General features: G+C 63.7%; 18 protein-coding genes. 10 read left to right on the forward strand and 8 right to left on the reverse strand.

Annotated elements, in window-relative coordinates; genetic code table 11:
• Positions 1–589: 589 nt before the first annotated feature.
• The gene (gene tyrS / locus ACVWZ5_RS17340; RefSeq protein WP_062575366.1) at positions 590–1,789 is read right to left on the reverse strand and encodes a tyrosine--tRNA ligase; all 1,200 of its coding nucleotides are present in this window, start codon (positions 1,787–1,789) and stop codon (positions 590–592) included.
• Positions 1,790–2,002: 213 nt separating this feature from the next.
• On the opposite strand from tyrS, the gene ACVWZ5_RS17345 reads away from it, so the two are divergent.
• Together ACVWZ5_RS17345 and ACVWZ5_RS17350 are read left to right on the forward strand one after the other, a co-directional pair.
• Positions 2,003–3,412: a peptidoglycan DD-metalloendopeptidase family protein gene (locus ACVWZ5_RS17345; protein ID WP_062575367.1), complete on the forward strand. Its 1,410-nt coding sequence runs from the start codon at positions 2,003–2,005 to the stop codon at positions 3,410–3,412.
• A gap of 1 nt (position 3,413) precedes the next feature.
• Positions 3,414–4,505 (forward strand): anhydro-N-acetylmuramic acid kinase, encoded by a 1,092-nt coding sequence (locus ACVWZ5_RS17350; RefSeq protein ID WP_336198042.1) that lies wholly within the window; start codon positions 3,414–3,416, stop codon positions 4,503–4,505.
• A 60-nt stretch (positions 4,506–4,565) separates the two neighbouring features.
• Here ACVWZ5_RS17350 and erpA read toward each other — a convergent pair whose 3' ends face one another.
• Together erpA and argC are read right to left on the reverse strand one after the other, a co-directional pair.
• Positions 4,566–4,916, reverse strand: coding sequence for an iron-sulfur cluster insertion protein ErpA (gene erpA, locus ACVWZ5_RS17355; protein ID WP_028689000.1), 351 nt, complete (start codon positions 4,914–4,916; stop codon positions 4,566–4,568).
• A gap of 145 nt (positions 4,917–5,061) precedes the next feature.
• Complete coding sequence (gene argC / locus ACVWZ5_RS17360) at positions 5,062–6,096, reverse strand: N-acetyl-gamma-glutamyl-phosphate reductase (RefSeq protein WP_062575369.1); 1,035 nt, start codon at positions 6,094–6,096, stop codon at positions 5,062–5,064.
• Positions 6,097–6,236: 140 nt separating this feature from the next.
• On the opposite strand from argC, the gene hemJ reads away from it, so the two are divergent.
• The 7 genes from hemJ (at position 6,237) to ACVWZ5_RS17395 (ending at position 11,076) form a co-directional block, all read left to right on the forward strand.
• Positions 6,237–6,662, forward strand: coding sequence for a protoporphyrinogen oxidase HemJ (gene hemJ / locus ACVWZ5_RS17365; protein WP_028689002.1), 426 nt, complete (start codon positions 6,237–6,239; stop codon positions 6,660–6,662).
• Positions 6,663–6,692: 30 nt separating this feature from the next.
• On the forward strand, positions 6,693–7,649 hold the full coding sequence (locus ACVWZ5_RS17370) for an NAD(P)H-dependent flavin oxidoreductase (protein WP_084942021.1): 957 nt from the start codon (positions 6,693–6,695) through the stop codon (positions 7,647–7,649).
• A gap of 51 nt (positions 7,650–7,700) precedes the next feature.
• Complete coding sequence (locus ACVWZ5_RS17375; RefSeq protein ID WP_084942022.1) at positions 7,701–8,483, forward strand: SDR family NAD(P)-dependent oxidoreductase; 783 nt, start codon at positions 7,701–7,703, stop codon at positions 8,481–8,483.
• A gap of 64 nt (positions 8,484–8,547) precedes the next feature.
• Positions 8,548–8,886 (forward strand): histidine triad nucleotide-binding protein, encoded by a 339-nt coding sequence (locus ACVWZ5_RS17380; RefSeq protein WP_011531867.1) that lies wholly within the window; start codon positions 8,548–8,550, stop codon positions 8,884–8,886.
• A 66-nt stretch (positions 8,887–8,952) separates the two neighbouring features.
• Positions 8,953–9,600: a 2-polyprenyl-3-methyl-6-methoxy-1,4-benzoquinone monooxygenase gene (gene coq7 / locus ACVWZ5_RS17385; RefSeq protein WP_028689006.1), complete on the forward strand. Its 648-nt coding sequence runs from the start codon at positions 8,953–8,955 to the stop codon at positions 9,598–9,600.
• A gap of 10 nt (positions 9,601–9,610) precedes the next feature.
• Positions 9,611–10,648 carry a hypothetical protein gene (locus ACVWZ5_RS17390; protein WP_028689007.1) on the forward strand — a complete coding sequence of 346 codons (1,038 nt, stop codon included), beginning with the start codon at positions 9,611–9,613 and terminating at the stop codon, positions 10,646–10,648.
• Positions 10,649–10,650: 2 nt separating this feature from the next.
• Positions 10,651–11,076, forward strand: coding sequence for a hypothetical protein (locus tag ACVWZ5_RS17395; RefSeq protein WP_084942023.1), 426 nt, complete (start codon positions 10,651–10,653; stop codon positions 11,074–11,076).
• Between the two features lie 20 nt (positions 11,077–11,096).
• On the opposite strand, the gene ACVWZ5_RS17400 is transcribed toward ACVWZ5_RS17395, so the two are convergent.
• Positions 11,097–11,519 (reverse strand): OsmC family protein, encoded by a 423-nt coding sequence (locus ACVWZ5_RS17400; protein WP_028689009.1) that lies wholly within the window; start codon positions 11,517–11,519, stop codon positions 11,097–11,099.
• A gap of 189 nt (positions 11,520–11,708) precedes the next feature.
• Between ACVWZ5_RS17400 and crp the strand changes: the two genes are divergently transcribed.
• Positions 11,709–12,353: a cAMP-activated global transcriptional regulator CRP gene (gene crp, locus ACVWZ5_RS17405; protein ID WP_028689010.1), complete on the forward strand. Its 645-nt coding sequence runs from the start codon at positions 11,709–11,711 to the stop codon at positions 12,351–12,353.
• A 138-nt stretch (positions 12,354–12,491) separates the two neighbouring features.
• On the opposite strand, the gene ACVWZ5_RS17410 is transcribed toward crp, so the two are convergent.
• From ACVWZ5_RS17410 to ACVWZ5_RS17425, 4 genes are all read right to left on the reverse strand, one after another.
• The gene (locus ACVWZ5_RS17410; RefSeq protein WP_062575373.1) at positions 12,492–13,196 is read right to left on the reverse strand and encodes a lipoate--protein ligase family protein; all 705 of its coding nucleotides are present in this window, start codon (positions 13,194–13,196) and stop codon (positions 12,492–12,494) included.
• Positions 13,197–13,323: 127 nt separating this feature from the next.
• A complete protein-coding gene (gene trpC / locus ACVWZ5_RS17415) occupies positions 13,324–14,157 on the reverse strand; it encodes an indole-3-glycerol phosphate synthase TrpC (protein WP_050703531.1) in 834 nt (277 codons plus the stop codon).
• Entirely contained in the window at positions 14,154–15,203 is a 1,050-nt protein-coding gene (gene trpD / locus ACVWZ5_RS17420) for an anthranilate phosphoribosyltransferase (protein WP_062575375.1), read from the reverse strand. The genes trpC and trpD overlap by 4 nt, the downstream gene beginning before the upstream one ends.
• A gap of 9 nt (positions 15,204–15,212) precedes the next feature.
• Entirely contained in the window at positions 15,213–15,806 is a 594-nt protein-coding gene (locus tag ACVWZ5_RS17425; protein WP_028689014.1) for an aminodeoxychorismate/anthranilate synthase component II, read from the reverse strand.
• Positions 15,807–16,084 lie beyond the last annotated feature (278 nt).

A 16,084-nucleotide genomic window follows, 5' to 3' on the forward strand; every position in this document is an offset into this window, starting at 1 on the left:
TAAGAAACCCTAAACTTGGCTCAGCAATCTCAAATGACTATGTGATTTCTCGCATGGCCACTTGTGATGCTGATAATCTTGGCGACTATCAGTCCATACTCACAAGCACCCACACGAATTGCTTGATTCAATTTGTTAAAGAGCGTTTGGCCAAGAGCGTTTCGTCTCAACCGAGGCGCGAATTCTACGCTTTCCTCATTTGCTGTCAAGCGTTTATTTTGAGGTTTTTAACGAAGAATTCGTTTCACTTCAAACACTTGACTCGCTGCGATCTCTCGTAGCGGGAGGCGAATCATACAGCGTTACAACCTGCTGTCAACTGCCTTTTTCACCGCTGCCGATCAGATGATCGAAGCACCTCCGATACTACCTGAAACATTCAACCTATTGATTAACAAGAGGTTTTTCGTTTCGACTACGTCGGAAGTGGGGCGCATTATAAGGGGATCTGAAAGCCCGTCAACCGTTAATTTCATAAAAATCAAAAAGATCGCGCCAGAAGCCCTGGTACCTATATAAGCAGCCCCAAGACAAAAGCGGGGAGGCCTGTCGGCCTCCCCGCTTCTATAATAGCTACACCACCGGGCCATCACTCAGCCTTGAGGCTGACCCGGGCAAATGCCTTTTTGCCCGCCTGACACACATGGGTCGCACCAATCACGAACATGAAATCACGATCGACCACCGCGCCATCTACCTTGACCGCACCAGCGCCGAGCAAATCCCGCGCCTGCGCCGAGTTCTTCACCAGGCCAGCTCGGTTCAGCACGGCGGCGATCGGCAGATCTTCAGCGGCGGCCACTTCGATCTCCGGCAGATCCTCTGGCAACTCGCCTTCCTTCATGCGATTGCCCGCGGCACGGTGCGCATTGGCCGCGGCCTCTTCACCATGGAAACGGGCCACGATCTCCTCGGCCAGCTTGATCTTGATGTCGCGCGGGTTGGCGCCATTTTCTACATCCACCCTGAACTGGTCGATCTCCTCCATCGAACGGAAGCTCAGCAGCTCGAAGTAACGCCACATCAAGGTGTCAGGAATCGACACGAGCTTGCTGTACATCACCCCGGGCGCTTCCTGGATGCCGACATAATTGCCCAGCGACTTGGACATCTTCTTAACGCCATCCAGCCCTTCGAGCAGCGGCATGGTGACGATGTTCTGCGCCTCCTGACCGTAGGCGCGTTGCAGCTCGCGCCCCATCAGCAGGTTGAACTTCTGGTCGGTGCCACCCAGCTCGACATCGGCCTTCAAGGCGACGGAGTCGTAACCCTGCACCAGCGGATAGAGGAACTCATGGATCGCGATCGGCTGGTTGGTGGTGTAGCGCTTGTCGAAGTCGTCGCGCTCGAGCATGCGCGCCACGGTGTACTGCGAGGCCAGGCGAATGAAGTCGGCAGGCGTGAGCTTGTCCATCCAGGTGGAGTTGAACGCCACCTCGGTCTTGGCCGGATCGAGGATCTTGAACACCTGCTGCTTGTAGGTCTCGGCGTTGTCCAGCACCTGCTCGCGGGTCAGCGGCGGACGGGTGGCACTCTTGCCGCTCGGATCACCGATCATGCCGGTGAAGTCGCCGATCAGGAAGATGACCTGATGCCCCAGCTCCTGGAACTGGCGCAGCTTGTTGATCAGCACCGTGTGCCCCAGGTGCAGGTCGGGCGCGGTTGGATCGAAGCCCGCCTTGATGCGCAGCGGCTGGCCGCGCTTGAGCTTCTCCACCAGTTCCGATTCGACCAGTACCTCTTCCGCACCGCGCTTGATAAGCGCCAGTTGCTCTTCAACCGACTTCATAGACAGACCCGCAACGCTAGGATTCAAGGGGAGCCAACCATACAAGATCGGCCATCAAATACAAGTTTCGCAAAGGATTGTGACCCGAACGGCGCACCGCAACGTCTACGCGCCCTTGCGTGAGAATGGATTTGGTTATATTTTATACAGTTATTTCATCTTCATCATGTCATTCATCTTTTCCATTTCACCTTTTTCAAAGTCACCTTATCTATGACCAACGAAACGCCTAAAGCGCCCCCGCTTTATCCGAAAAGCCATCTGTTGGCCGCCAGCGGCATCGCCGCCCTCCTCAGCCTGGCCTTGCTGGTCTTCCCTTCCAGCGAAGTGGAAGCCAAGAAAACCACCCTCAGCCTGGAGCTCGAGAGCCCGGCAGAACAGCTCAAGGACGAATCCCGCAGCGCCCCCCTCGTAGAGGCCGGGCAGAGCAGCGACTCGCCATTCGCCCAGATCGACGGCGCCGAGCCCGAGACCGCCAAGGCGGAACCGGCCCCTGCCTCCAAACCAGAAGAGAAGGCGCCAGGCCACCGTGAAGTGGTGGTCAGCCGCGGTGATACGCTTTCGACCCTGTTCAACAAGGTCGGCCTGCCGGCCAACGTCGTGCACGACGTGCTGGCGAGCAGCAAGCAGGCCAAGCAGTTCAGCCAGCTCAAGCACGGCCAGGTGCTGCAGTTCGAACTGGACAAGGATGGACAGCTGACCAGCCTGCACAGCAAGGTCAGCAATCTCGAGACCATCCGCCTGAACAAGACCGACAAGGGCTTCGCCTTCGAGCGCGAGATCAGCAAGCCGGTGGTCCGCACCGCCTACGCCCATGGCGTGATCAAGAGCTCGTTGTCCGCCTCCGCCCAGCGCGCCGGCCTGTCCCACAGCATGACCATGGACATGGCGCGCATCCTCGGCTACGACATCGACTTCGCCCAGGACATCCGTCCTGGTGACGAATTCGACGTGGTCTACGAGCAGAAGATGATGGACGGCAAGGTGGTCGGTACCGGCAATATCCTCTCCGCCCGCTTCACCAACCGCGGCAAGACCTACACCGCCGTGCGCTACACCAACAAGCAAGGCAACACCAACTACTACACCGCCGACGGCAACAGCCTGCGCAAGGCGTTCATCCGCACCCCGGTGGACTTCGCGCGCATCAGCTCGCGCTTCTCGGCAGGGCGCAAGCACCCGATTCTCAACAAGATCCGTGCGCACAAGGGCGTCGACTACGCCGCACCGCGCGGAACGCCGATCAAGGCCGCCGGCGACGGTCGCATCGAGCTGGCCGGCCGCCGCGGCGGCTACGGCAACACCGTGATCATCGCCCACGGCAATTCCTACAAGACGCTCTACGGCCACATGCAGGGTTTCGCCAAGGGCATCAAGACCGGCTCCAGCGTCAAGCAGGGACAGATCATCGGCTATATCGGCACCACCGGCCTGTCGACCGGCCCACACCTGCACTACGAGTTCCAGGTCAACGGTGTCCACGTCGACCCGCTGAGCCAGAAGGTGCCGATGGCCGACCCGATCGCCAAGGCCGAGCGCCAACGCTTCAACCAGCAGAGCCAGCCCCTGATCGCCCGCATGGATCAGGAAAAGGCCACCCTGCTCGCCGCCAACAAGCGCTGACATGGCGCTCTACCTGGGGGTGATGTCCGGCACCAGCCTTGATGGCCTGGACATCGCCCTGATCGAACAAGACGAGCAGCTGCGGCTGCTCGCCACCCATTACATCTCCATGCCCGTCGACCTGCGCCAGGACCTGCTCGGCCTCTGCGCCAGCGGCCCCGACGAGATCGCCCGCGCGGCCATGGCGGAAAACCGCTGGGCCACCCTGGCGGCCCAAGGCATCAATCACCTGCTGGCCGCCGAGGGCCTGGCCCCCGACGCCATTCGCGCCATCGGCAGCCACGGCCAGACGGTTCGCCATGAGCCGGCCCGTGGTTTTACCGTGCAGATCGGCAACCCGGCCCTGCTGGCCGAGCTCACTGGCATCTGCGTGGTGGGTGACTTCCGGCGCCGCGACGTGGCGGCGGGTGGCCAGGGCGCACCGTTGGTGCCAGCGTTTCACGAAGCCCTGTTCGGCCATCTCGGCCAGCGCCTGGCGATCCTCAACGTGGGGGGCTTCAGCAACCTGAGCCTGATCGAGCACGACCAGCCGGTACATGGCTTCGACTGCGGCCCGGGCAATGTGCTGCTGGATGCCTGGATCGAACGCAAGCAGGGTCAAGCGTTCGATGCCGACGGTGCCTGGGCGGCCAGCGGTAGCGTCCGCCAGGACCTGCTGAGCGCCCTGCTGAGCGACCCGTTCTTCGCCGGCAGCGGCCCGAAGAGCACCGGGCGCGAGGTATTCAACCTGCCCTGGCTGGACGCCCATTTGGCGCGCCTGCCGGCGTACCGTGACGAAGATGTCCAGGCCACCCTGCTGGAGCTGACGGCGCGCAGCATCATCGACTCGCTGCGCCAGGCCCAGGACGACACCGAGGCCCTGCTGGTCTGCGGCGGGGGCGCGCGCAACGGTGCCTTGATGGCGCGCCTGGCAACCCTGCTGCCGGCTGCCGAGGTCGCCAGCACCGCCGCACATGGTGTGGACCCCGACTGGGTCGAGGCCATGGCCTTCGCCTGGCTGGCCCATTGCTGCCTGGAGAATATCCCGGCCAATCGTCCCAGCGTGACCGCCGCCCGCGGCCTGCGCATCCTCGGCGCGATCTACCCCGCCTGAACAACCGGCAGAATGCAAAACGCCGCGCAATTGCGCGGCGTTTTCACAGCAGGGTCCAGATCAGATCGAGAACGACGAACCGCAACCGCAGGTGGTGGTGGCATTCGGGTTCTTGATCACGAAGCGCGAACCTTCCAGGCCTTCCTGGTAGTCGACTTCGGCACCGGCCAGGTACTGGAAGCTCATCGGATCGACGACCAGGGCGACACCTTCACGCTCGACGATGGTGTCGTCATCGGCCACCTCCTCATCGAAGGTGAAGCCGTACTGGAAGCCCGAGCAGCCGCCGCCCGTCACGAACACACGCAGCTTCAGCCGGTCGTTGCCCTCTTCGCTGACCAAGGTCTTGACCTTGTGCGCAGCCCCGGGGGTGAATTCCAAAGCCGTGGGGGTGAAGGTTTCGACACTCATGTTGATTCTCCCGGCGCAGTGCCGCCATAAAACTCGATGGCGCGTATTATCCGCTTGTCCGAGAAAATCGGTCAAGAATTGTGCGGCTTTAGTCGCCCCCATGAAAAAGGCCCGCGCGAGGCGGGCCCAGGCAACGACCGGCGGCTTACGGCAGCAGGCCGGCGTGGGACAGGCCCATGCGCTCGTCGAGCCCGAACAGGATGTTGAGGTTCTGCACCGCCTGGCCCGACGCGCCCTTGACCAGGTTGTCGATCACCGACAGCACCACCACCAGGTCACCGCCCTGAGGCCGGTGCACGGCGATACGGCAGACGTTGGCACCGCGCACACTGCGGGTCTCCGGATGGCTGCCGGCCGGCATCACATCGACGAACGGTTCGTTGGCGTAGCGTTTCTCGAACAGCGCCTGCAGGTCGACCGAGGTATCGGCGACCGTCGCGTACAGGGTGGCATGGATGCCGCGGATCATCGGGGTCAGGTGCGGCACGAAGGTCAGGCCGATGTCCTTGCCTGCCGCCTGGCGCAGGCCCTGGCTGATCTCCGGCAGGTGACGGTGGCCCTTGACCGCGTAGGCCTTCATGCTCTCCCCGGCCTCGCAGAACAGCGAACCTACAGCTGCGCCACGACCGGCTCCACTGACGCCCGACTTGCAGTCGGCGATCAGCCGCGACGGGTCAGCCAGGCCGGTTTCCAGCAGCGGCAGCAAGCCCAGCTGGGTGGCGGTCGGGTAGCAACCCGGCACGGCGATCAGGCGCGCCTGGCGGATCTTCTCGCGGTTCACCTCGGGCAAGCCGTAGACGGCGTCCTTGAGAAGCTCAGGGGCACCATGGGGCTGGCCGTACCACTTGCCCCATTCGGCGGCGTCCTGCAGGCGGAAGTCGGCGGACAGGTCGATGACCTTGGTGCCGGCCGCCAGCAGCTCGCCGGCCAGGGCGTGGGCAACGCCGTGGGGCGTGGCGAAGAACACCACGTCGCAGGCCGCCAGGGCCTTGCTGTCCGGCACGCTGAACGCCAGGCCGTCGTAGTGGCCGCGCAGGTTCGGGTACATGTCGGCAACCGCCACGCCCGCCTCGGATCGCGAAGTGATGACCGCCACTTCGGCCTGTGGGTGCTGCGCCAGCAGACGCAGCAGTTCGACACCGGTGTAACCCGTGCCGCCGACGATACCGACCTTGATCATGACGCTTGCCCCTTATCAACGAGACCACTGGAAAGCGCACGATAATAGGGGCCAAGGGCGCCTGTAACAACTCTTGGGATGACCCTTCGGGCCCTTGGCCTCTACTATCTGATGACCGTGAAAACCTGAAGGAACTCCCCATGCTCTATCTATGGATCAAGGCGCTGCATATCGTCAGCGTGGTCTGCTGGTTCGCCGGCCTGTTCTACCTGCCACGCCTGTTCGTCTATCACGCCCAGAGCCAGGACAGCATCAGCCTCGAGCGCTTCATCACCATGGAGCGCAAGCTGTACCGGGGCATCATGAACCCGGCGATGATCGCCACCTACGTGTTCGGCGGCTGGATGCTGTACCTGAATCCCGGCTGGCTGAGCCAGGGCTGGCTGCATGCCAAGCTCACCCTGGTGGCCCTGCTTACTGTCTACCATCACATGTGCGGCGCCCAGCGCAAACGCTTCGCCGCCGGCACCAACACCCGCAGCCATGTGTACTACCGCTGGTTCAACGAAGCACCGGTGCTGATGTTGCTGGGCGTCGTAATTCTCGTGGTGGTCAAACCGTTCTGACGTTATCCACCTGCCTACAGGAGTTTCGCCATGCCCCTGCCCGCCTCGCTCGAACACTGTTTGCGCTTGCCCCTGGTGGCGGCGCCTATGTTCCTGATCTCCAACCCCCGGCTGGTGCTCGCCTGCTGCGCCAATGGCGTCGTGGGCAGCTTCCCGGCCCTGAACCAGCGTGACAGCGCAGGGTTCAAGGCCTGGCTGGAGGAGATCGAGGTCGGACTGGCCGAGCTGCAGGCGCCCGCACCCTACGCGGTCAATTTGATCGTGCACCCGACCAATCCGCGCCTGCAGGCCGATCTGGCCTTGTGCGTCGAGCATCGGGTGCCCATCGTCATCACCAGCCTCGGCGCGGTGAAGGAGGTGGTCGACGCGGTGCACAGCTATGGTGGCCTGGTGTTCCATGACGTGACCACCCGTCGCCACGCCGAGAAGGCCGCCGAGGCCGGCGTCGACGGGCTGATCGCCGTGGCCGCCGGCGCTGGCGGCCATGCAGGGACCTGGAGTCCGTTCGCCCTGGTCGCGGAGATCCGCCAGTTCTTCGACAAGACCCTGCTGCTAGCCGGCTGCCTGAATCATGGCCATGAACTGCTGGCCGCGCAATTGCTGGGGGCCGACCTCGGCTACATGGGCACCCGCTTCATCGCCACCCACGAGAGCCAGGCCCAGGACGCCTACAAGCAGATGATCCTGGGCGCCGGGGCCGCCGATATCGTGCATACCCCGGCGGTGTCCGGCATCCCCGCCAGCTTCCTGCGCCAGAGCCTGGAGCAGGCCGGCTACGACCTGGCAGCGCTGAAGAGCGGCCATGACGCCGGCAAGCTCAAGCCCCTGGATGACGAGGCCAAGGCCTGGAAGACAGTCTGGTCGGCCGGCCAGGGTGTCGGCGAGATCCACGACCTGCCCAGCGTCGGCGAGCTGATCGGACGCCTGCAGGACGAATACCGGGCCGCCCTGGCGCGCAGCCAGCAGCTGCTCAGCGACGCCTTGTAGCAAATCGGCCAGGCTGTACACTAGGCGCCCCTTACACCCCAGGAGCCTTGCATGACCCGTTACGCCATGATCACCGGAGCTTCCAGCGGCCTGGGCCTGGCCCTGGCGGAAGCCCTGGCACGGCGCGGGCGCAACCTGATCCTGGTGGCGCGCCAGCGCGAGACGCTGGAGCCGGTGGCCATCGAGCTCACCCAACGCTTTGGCGTGGAAGTGCTGTTCCGTGCCTGCGATCTCAGCCAGCCTCTGCGCCTGTCGGGCTTCGTCCTCGAACTGGAGGAAGGCGAGCGGTGCATCGACCTGCTGGTGAATTGTGCGGGGCAGCGCACCTACGGGCCGTTCCTGGCCCATGAATGGGCCGATGAACAGGACCTGTTGGAGGTCAATATCCTCGCCCTGAGCCGCCTGTGCCACGCCATCGGCAACCTGATGGCGATCCAGGGCGGCGGGCAGATCCTCAACGTCGCGGGGCTGGCCGGAGTCGCACCGGGCCCGTGGATGGCCGCCTACGCGGCGAGCAAGGCCTATGTGCTGAGTTTTTCCGAGAGCCTGCGCGAGGAACTGGGGCGCACCGGGATCAAGGTCTCGGTGCTGTGCCCGGGGCCGGTGCGCTCGGCCAGGCGCCGCATCCCACGGCTCGACGGCAACAGCCGCTGCCTGAGCCCCGAGGAGATCGCCCTGGACACCGTCCGCGCCCTGGACCGCAACCGCGCGCTGATCCTGCCCGGCCGGCGCAACCGCTGGCTGGCCTTCGTCCCGCGCCTGCTGCCACGCTGGCTGACGCGCAAGCTGGCCGGACTGATCCATCGCCGCTATTGCCCGATCGGTATGGAATAGCCACTGGGCGAGCAGCGCGGGGCGCCGTACACTCAGCCCCGACACTCACCATGGAGCACGTGCTGTGGACGATTTATTCCTCAAAATCATCAACCGGGAGATCCCGGCGGACATCATCTACGAAGATGACCAGATCCTGGCCTTCAAGGATATCGCCCCCGCTGCGCCGGTACATTTTCTGGTCATCCCGAAGAAACACATCCGCACCCTCAACGACCTGACCGAAGAGGACAAGGCCCTGGCTGGCCATATCCTGTTCACCGCCCAACGCCTGGCCGTCGAGCAGGGCTGCGAGGAAGGCTTCCGCGTGGTCATGAACTGCAACCCGAAGGGCGGCCAGACCGTCTACCACATCCACATGCACGTGCTTGGCCAGCGCCAGATGCACTGGCCGCCGGGCTGATCCAAGGCAAGCCTGCCCAGGGGTATTGAGGTAGACTGTCGGGCATCACTTCAGCGGAGGTGCCCGATGGCTACCGAACGTCACTACTCGCCGCTCGACCGCTTGTTGCTGCAGGCCGATACCGCCATGCGCACCTTGCTGCCCTTCAGCGGCCAACCCGCCCGCCCTTCCCCGGCGATCGTCCAGCCGGACGCCGAACTCGATGAACAACAGACCCGCCATATCGCCGGCCTGATGCGCATCAACCACACCGGCGAAGTCTGCGCCCAGGCGCTGTACCAGGGCCAGGCCCTGACCGCCAAGCTGCCCCAGGTACGCAAGGCCATGGAGCATGCGGCGGAAGAAGAAATCGACCACCTGGCCTGGTGCGAGCAGCGCATTCGCCAGCTCAACAGCCACCCCAGCGTGCTCAATCCGGTGTTCTACGGCCTGTCGTTCGGCATCGGCGCCCTCGCCGGGCTGGTCAGCGACAAGGTCAGCCTGGGCTTCGTCGCCGCCACCGAGCATCAGGTGTGCAAGCACCTGGACGAACACCTGGAGCAGATCCCCGAGCACGACGGCAAGTCCCGCGCCATCCTCGAACAGATGCGTGTCGACGAGGAGCACCACGCCGAGTCCGCGCTGGAAGCCGGCGGCTACCGTTTCCCGGCCCCCGTGCGCTTCGGCATGAGCCTGCTGGCCAAGGTCATGACCAAGAGCACCTACCGAATCTGAGACGCGCACCATGGAACGTTTCGACGCCAGGGACCTGGCACGCGCCGTGAGCGCCGGCGTGCTGCAGCCTGGGCAGGACCAGGCCTTGCTGGCCTTCCTGCGCCAGCAGCCGGAAAGCCGCGCCAGCTTCCAGCTGGCCCACGTTGCCTTTTACCTCGGCGCCCTGCTGATCATGGGCGCCATGGGCTGGCTGCTCACCGAAGCCTGGATGCGTATCGGCGACGGTGCACTGCTGGCCATCGCCCTGCTCTACATCGGCGGGATCACCCTGTTCGCCCTGTCGCTGCAGCGACGCAACCAGCCTGTCGCGGCCGGCGTGCTGGCCGCCGTGGCGGTCAGCATCGTGCCGCTGGCGGTGTTCGCCATCGAGCGCCTGGCAGGCTGGTGGCCGCTGGACGACGCCCAGGGCGACTACCACCAGTACTACACCTACGTGCAGGGTGGCTGGTTGGCAATGGAGGCGGCGACGGTACTGGCCGGGCTGCTGATGCTTCGCCTGATTCCCTTCCCTTTCATCGTCATGCCAATCGCGGTGGCCCTGTGGTTCATGTCCATGGACCTGAGCGAGTGGTTCCATGGCGACCTGTTCAGCTGGGAGCAACGGCGCACGGTCTCGCTGTGGTTCGGCCTGGGCCTGCTGTTGGTATTCCTGGTGATCGACGGACGCACCCGCCGTGACTATGCCTTCTGGGGCTATCTCGCCGGCCTGGCGGCGTTCTGGGGCGGGCTGACGCTGATGGACAGCGGCAGCGAATGGGGCAAGGCGCTGTACTGCCTGATCAACCTGGGGCTGATGGGCCTGGCCGTCCTGCTGCGCCGCCCGGTGTTCATGGTGTTCGGGGCGATGGGGGTGGCGGCCTACCTGGGGTATCTGTCCTACGAGGTGTTCGCCGATTCCCTGTTGTTCCCGGTCATACTGACCTTGATCGGCCTCGGCGTGATCGGTCTCGGCGTGCTTTACCAGAAGCGACGTGAGGCATTGAGCGAGCAACTGCGGGCACAGCTACCCGAACGCCTGTTGCAGCTGCTGCCGGCATTGCGTCGCTGAACATGGGACGATCGCTCGCCCGGCTGTTGCAGGGCCTTGCCCTGATCCCGGTCGCCTATCTGTTCGTTTGCCTGATGGTCGCCAGTGTCGGGCAAAGCACTTTCAGCCTGGAACTGCCGACACTTACCGACCCTGACAGCAATAGCACCGCCGAGCTGATGCTCGGCACACTACCCGCGCAGCTGCTGTTCCTGCTGCTCAGCATGTTTTTTGCCAGCCGCCAACTGCTGGTCGGCACGTTCGTGCTCGCTGGCACTTTGGCTGCGTGGCTGCAGTGCCAGGTGTTTGCCGAACACTTCGGCACCACCTGGACCAGCAACGAGATCCTCATGCTGCTCGGGGTGAATACGCCCTGGCTGGTGCTTGCGCTGACCCCGGGGCTCGCATTGCTGCTAGGTATCGAACGCCTGCACAAGCAAAGCGCCTGACCGGCAGGCGCTGGCTTCGATCAACCGAGTTCGACGATTTCGTAACCGTGCGTGATCTCGACGCCCGCGCGATCCAGCATAATCGAGGCCGAGCAGTACTTCTCCGCCGACAACTCGACCGCACGCTTGACCTGCGCCTCCTTCAACCCGCGGCCCTTGACCACGAAGTTGAGGTGGATCTTGGTGAACACCTTCGGGTCTTCACTGGCGCGTTCGGCCTCCAGGAAGGCCTCGCAGCTTTCCACGGCCTGGCGCGATTTCTTGAGGATGCTGACCACGTCGAAACTGCTGCAGCCACCCAGGCCGAGCAGGAGCATCTCCATCGGGCGCACGCCCAGGTTGCGGCCTCCGGCTTCAGGTGGGCCATCCATGACCACGACATGGCCGCTCCCCGACTCGCCGAGGAACATCGCTTCACCGGCCCACTGGATGCGTGCCTTCATCTATCCGGACTCCCGATTTCGTAAAAGGGTGTCAGCTTAGACCTTGTGAGGCTGTCGGAAAAGCTCAAGCCACGTCGCTTTTGTGCCGATTCAAGTTGAAGTGTCTGATAAGCTGGCGCCAAATGACTGGCGCGTGCTGCCAGGCGTCTCTATAAAAAGCCAATGCGTCGCATCGAACAGGATTTCGTGATGGTCTCCTCAGCCCTGCCACCCAAGATCAAGAACATCGACAAGCTGCTGGCCCACTGCCAACGCCGTCGCTACGCCGCCAAGAGCAATATCATCTGTGCCGGCGACCGGGCCGATACCTTGTCGTTCATCATCAAGGGCTCGGTGACCATCCTGATCGAGGACGACGACGGTCACGAGATGATCATCGCCTACCTCAACAGCGGTGATTTCTTCGGCGAGCTGGGTCTGTTCGAGCCCGCCGGCCAGGAACATCAGCGCAGCGCCTGGGTGCGCGCCAAGACCGAGTGCGAAGTGGCCGAGATCGGCTACGACAAATTCCGTGAACTGGTACGCCTGGAGCCGGAAATACTCTATGCCCTGGGCAGCCAGATGGCCCAGCGCCTGCGCAACACCACCCGCAAGGTCGGCGACCTGGCGTTTTTCGATGTGACCGGCCGGGTTGCCCGTTGCCTGCTCGACCTGTGCAAGCAACCCGACGCCATGACCCACCCCGACGGCATGCAGATCAAGATCACCCGCCAGGAGATCGGTCGTATCGTCGGTTGTTCACGGGAGATGGTCGGCCGCGTCCTCAAGGACCTCGAGGAGCGCAGCCTGGTGCAGGTCAAGGGTAAAACCATGGTGGTCTACGGCACCCGTTAGGCTCTGTACGAAATGTATCTGCACTCGCCCATACTGCGTTGAAACGGGGCTCGGAATGCTCATGTACTCCAGTACACTCCGCTTCCTCCCCCCGTTTCGCCTTGTCTGGCCTTCGCGCAGACACATTTCGTACAGACCCTAGTCCTGCGGCAGCTCCGCCAGCACTTGTTCATAGGCCCGGCTCAGGCGCTCGAACCAGGGAGCCGCAGGCGCCACCTCGTGCAAGGCGATATGGCTGTCGGCGCGGCAGCGCTGCTCCAGTTCGCAGCACTCATTGAAGCGGTTGACCGCCGCGACCATCGATTCGCGTTCGTTGTCCAGCAGCAGGGCGCCATGCACCAACACCACCGGGCGCTTGCCCCCCAGCCCCTGGCGCCAGCGCTGGGCGGTGCCGACCAGCTTGCGACCATTGAGGTTGACGTTGTAGCGGCCATCGCAGAAGGCGCCGTCAATCTCCCCCACCGAGGCGACACCGCCCCATTCGCGAAGGACATCGCACAGCGGCAGGCACAGACGCTCGTAGGCATTCTCGATGCGGCCCTGGTCCCCCTCGCTGCGTGGGGCCACGTAGACCAGCGCCACGTTGACGGTCGCATGGGATTGCGGCACCGGTTCGCCACCGGTTTCGCGCAGCAGCACCGGCCAGCCGGCGATGGCCAGCTCGGCGCAGGCGGCCTCGAAGTTATCCAGGCGGCTCATGCGCCGAGGCATGACCAGGGCATGGTCGGTCGGGCGCCAGAACAGCACGCCGGATTCGCGCTCGCCGCGGCAGACGGCAGCCAGCAGGTCCTGTTCGGCGTGCAGGCCTTGTTCGACGGTGAGGGCCAGGGGTTGATCGGTCATTGATCCACCTTTGATGTGATGTTCACCAGCCTCATCGCGGGGCAAGCCCGCTCCCACGTTGGGACTGTCTCGCGATGAAGCCCTCGAATACAAAAAAGCCGGCAAACGATGCCGGCTCCCTGTTCGATCAGTCCAGTTGCTGAACGGTCTTCTTCACCTGTTCGGGGAAGAACAGCCGCTGCAGCTCCAACCCTGGCTGCTCGGCGCGCATGAACGCCTCACCGACCAGGAACGAATACACCTCGTTGATTTCCATCAGTTCGACATCGGCACGGTTGAGGATGCCGCTTTCGGTGATGGCCAGGCGATCGCGGGGGATGCGCGGCAGCAAGTCGAGGGTAGTCTCCAGACTGACTTCGAAGGTATGCAGGTTGCGGTTGTTGACCCCGACCAACGGTGTATCGAGGGTCTTCAACGCACGCTCCAGCTCATCGCCGTCATGCACTTCGACCAGCACGTCGAGACCGACGTCCTTGGCGGTGGCGGCCAGCTCGGCCATCTTCACGTCGTCCAGCGCCGAGACGATCAGCAGCACGCAGTCGGCGCCCAGCGCACGGGCTTCGACGATCTGGTACGGATCGACCATGAAGTCCTTGCGGATCACCGGCAGCGAAACGGCGGCACGCGCCTGCTGCAGGTAGACGTCGGCACCCTGGAAGTAGTCCACGTCGGTCAGCACCGACAGACAGGTCGCTCCGCCCTTCTCGTAGCTGACGGCAATCTCCGCCGGCACGAAGTTTTCGCGAATCACGCCCTTGCTTGGCGAGGCCTTCTTGATTTCGGCGATTACCGCGGGCTGCTTGCGCGCAGCCTGCTCGATCAGTGCCCTGGCAAAGCCACGGGGCGCATCGGCCGCCTTGGCCAGGCGTTCGAGTTCACCCAGGCTGACCCGCGCGCTGCGCTCGGCTACTTCCTGGAATTTGCGGGCGATGATCCTTTCCAGCACGGTCGGTACGCTCATGCTTCGTTCTCCACCTTGAATACCGCGGTAAAAGCGCCCAGCTCCTGCAGTTTTTCCCAGGCCAACCCGGTGTGCAGCACATCGTGGGCCAGTTCGACACCCTGGGCCAGGGTCATCGCGTGGTCGGCGGCATACAACGCCGCGCCGGCGTTGAGCACGATCATCTCGGCGGCCTTCTGGCCGTTCTCGGTCTTGCGTCGGCCCAGGGCGTCACGGATCAGTTCCAGCGAAGCCAGCGGCCCCTCGACTGCCAGGCCATGCAAGCTCTGGCTCTTCATGCCGAGGTCTTCGGGCTCGACCCAGTATTCGGTGATCTGGTCATTCTTCAGTTCGGCGACGAAGGTCGGCGCGGCCAGGCTGAACTCGTCCAGGCCGTCCTTCGAATGCACCACCAGCACATGCTTGCTGCCCAGGCGCTGCAGCACCTCGGCCAACGGGCGGCACAGGGCCTGGGTGAAGACCCCGACCACCTGGTGTTTCACGCCGGCCGGATTCGTAAGCGGGCCGAGCATGTTGAACAGGGTACGCAGCCCCAGGTCGCGACGAGGGCCGGCGGCGTGCTTCATTGCACTGTGATGGGTCTGGGCGAACATGAAGCCGATGCCGAGGCTGTCGATGCAGCGGGCGACCTGCACCGGGGTCAGGTTCAGGTAGATACCGGCGGCTTCCAGCAGGTCGGCGCTGCCGCTCTTGCCGGAGACGGCACGGTTGCCATGCTTGGCCACGGTGCAGCCGGCCGCGGCCAGGACAAAGGCCGAAGCAGTCGACACGTTGAAGATGTTGGCGCCATCGCCACCGGTGCCGACGATGTCGACCACGCCGTCGAGGGTCTTCAGCTCGACCTTGTCGGCCAGCTCACGCATCACCGACACCGCACCGACGATCTCGTCGATGCTCTCGCTCTTCATGCGCATGCCCATGAGGAAAGCGCCGATCTGCGCCTCAGTGCACTGGCCAGTCATGATCTGGCGCATGACGTCGCGCATTTCCTCGGTGGACAAATCCAGGTGGCCGACGATACGGCTCAAAGCGGTCTTGATATCCATGATCGGTCCTTAACGGCGTCCGCCGGTCTGCTTGAGGAAATTGGCGAACAGCTCGTGGCCCTGCTCGGTGAGGATAGATTCGGGGTGGAACTGTACCCCTTCGACGTTCAGGGTTTTATGACGCAGGCCCATGATTTCGTCGACAGTGCCATCTTCGTGAGCGGTCCAGGCGGTCACTTCCAGGCAGTCGGGCAGGGTTTCACGCTTGACCACCAGCGAGTGGTAGCGGGTCACGGTGAGCGGGTTGTTCAGGCCGGCGAACACGCCCAGGTCGCGGTGCAGCACCGGGCTGGTCTTGCCATGCATCACCTGGCGGGCGCGCACCACGTCACCGCCGAAGGCCTGGCCGATGGACTGGTGGCCCAGGCAGACGCCCAGGATCGGCAGCTTGCCGGCGAAGTGCAGGATGGCCTCGATGGAGACCCCGGCTTCGCTCGGCGTGCACGGGCCCGGGGAGACGACGATGCGCTCGGGGTTAAGGGCCTCGATCTGGGCGATGGTCATTTCGTCATTGCGAATGACCTTGACCTCCGCACCCAGCTCGCCAAGGTACTGCACGACGTTGTAGGTGAAGGAGTCGTAGTTGTCGATCATCAGTAACATCTGCAACGAACCTCTTGAATACTGACTTTTGATTCGAGCCTTCCGCTGCCGCTCATGAATGCGGCCGAGCCCGCACGGGGCGGTTGACGGAACAAGTGGGGAAGGCAAACGGGGACGGGCCGGGCGAACCGGCAGGAGAAAAAGTCAGGCGCGCCAACGCCAACGGGCGACGGCCTTGATAACGCGCATCAAGAGTTTGCTGACGATCAACACAGGGTAGGTCTCGTTCATACGTTTCGGGACAGTAACCTACCGGGGCGGCGGGTGCAATATGCCCC

The sequence above is a fragment of the Pseudomonas sp. TE6283 genome (assembly GCF_054060555.1).

Coding starts and splice junctions, on each gene's coding strand:
- crp (WP_028689010.1), top strand. CDS start 11,709: ATGGTCTCCTCAGCCCTGCCACCCAAGATCAAGAACATCGACAAGCTG.
- ACVWZ5_RS17390 (WP_028689007.1), top strand. CDS start 9,611: ATGGAACGTTTCGACGCCAGGGACCTGGCACGCGCCGTGAGCGCCGGC.
- ACVWZ5_RS17375 (WP_084942022.1), top strand. CDS start 7,701: ATGACCCGTTACGCCATGATCACCGGAGCTTCCAGCGGCCTGGGCCTG.
- ACVWZ5_RS17345 (WP_062575367.1), top strand. CDS start 2,003: ATGACCAACGAAACGCCTAAAGCGCCCCCGCTTTATCCGAAAAGCCAT.
- ACVWZ5_RS17400 (WP_028689009.1), bottom strand. CDS start 11,519: ATGAAGGCACGCATCCAGTGGGCCGGTGAAGCGATGTTCCTCGGCGAG.
- ACVWZ5_RS17395 (WP_084942023.1), top strand. CDS start 10,651: ATGGGACGATCGCTCGCCCGGCTGTTGCAGGGCCTTGCCCTGATCCCG.
- ACVWZ5_RS17410 (WP_062575373.1), bottom strand. CDS start 13,196: ATGACCGATCAACCCCTGGCCCTCACCGTCGAACAAGGCCTGCACGCC.
- ACVWZ5_RS17350 (WP_336198042.1), top strand. CDS start 3,414: ATGGCGCTCTACCTGGGGGTGATGTCCGGCACCAGCCTTGATGGCCTG.
- ACVWZ5_RS17425 (WP_028689014.1), bottom strand. CDS start 15,806: ATGTTACTGATGATCGACAACTACGACTCCTTCACCTACAACGTCGTG.
- tyrS (WP_062575366.1), bottom strand. CDS start 1,789: ATGAAGTCGGTTGAAGAGCAACTGGCGCTTATCAAGCGCGGTGCGGAA.
- trpD (WP_062575375.1), bottom strand. CDS start 15,203: ATGGATATCAAGACCGCTTTGAGCCGTATCGTCGGCCACCTGGATTTG.
- erpA (WP_028689000.1), bottom strand. CDS start 4,916: ATGAGTGTCGAAACCTTCACCCCCACGGCTTTGGAATTCACCCCCGGG.
- trpC (WP_050703531.1), bottom strand. CDS start 14,157: ATGAGCGTACCGACCGTGCTGGAAAGGATCATCGCCCGCAAATTCCAG.
- coq7 (WP_028689006.1), top strand. CDS start 8,953: ATGGCTACCGAACGTCACTACTCGCCGCTCGACCGCTTGTTGCTGCAG.
- hemJ (WP_028689002.1), top strand. CDS start 6,237: ATGCTCTATCTATGGATCAAGGCGCTGCATATCGTCAGCGTGGTCTGC.
- argC (WP_062575369.1), bottom strand. CDS start 6,096: ATGATCAAGGTCGGTATCGTCGGCGGCACGGGTTACACCGGTGTCGAA.
- ACVWZ5_RS17370 (WP_084942021.1), top strand. CDS start 6,693: ATGCCCCTGCCCGCCTCGCTCGAACACTGTTTGCGCTTGCCCCTGGTG.